The organism is Streptomyces tardus, from assembly GCF_018101125.2.
In the GTDB taxonomy this organism is placed as follows: Bacteria; Actinomycetota; Actinomycetes; order Streptomycetales; family Streptomycetaceae; genus Streptomyces; species Streptomyces tardus.
Genome location: NZ_JAELVF020000010.1, coordinates 1 through 418, shown reverse-complemented (window position 1 = coordinate 418; position 418 = coordinate 1). Strand labels below are relative to the sequence as shown.

At 68.2% G+C, this 418-nt stretch carries 1 pseudogene; it reads left to right on the top strand.

Annotated elements, in window-relative coordinates:
• Positions 1-418: pseudogene (locus tag JGS22_RS25760) on the top strand (type IV secretion protein Rhs); the annotation flags it as partial.

The window sequence follows — 418 nt, the reverse complement described above, 5'->3', positions numbered from 1 at the left end:
CCGCTACGACTTCACCTACGACCCCGAACTTCGCCTCACCGGCGTCCGCAACCCTGGGGGCCTGGTCTGGGACTACCGCTACGACCCGGCCGGTCGGCTCATCGCCGAGTCCGACTTCGACAACCGCACCCAGCAGTACGCCCACGACGCCGTCGGCCATCTGGTCTCACGGAAAACCCCTCTCGGTGAGACCGTCAGCTTCGACTACGACGTGCTGGGCCGCCCCACCAGCAAGAACGCCGCCGGCGCCCTCACCACCTACGCCTACGACATTGCCGGCCGCCTCACCGAGGCCGTCTCTCCCCACTCCACCCTCACTCGCGACTACGACACCCTCGGCCGTCTCACCGCCGAAACCGTCGACGGACACACCACCCGCTACACCCATGACATCCTCGGCCGCCGCACCTCACGCACC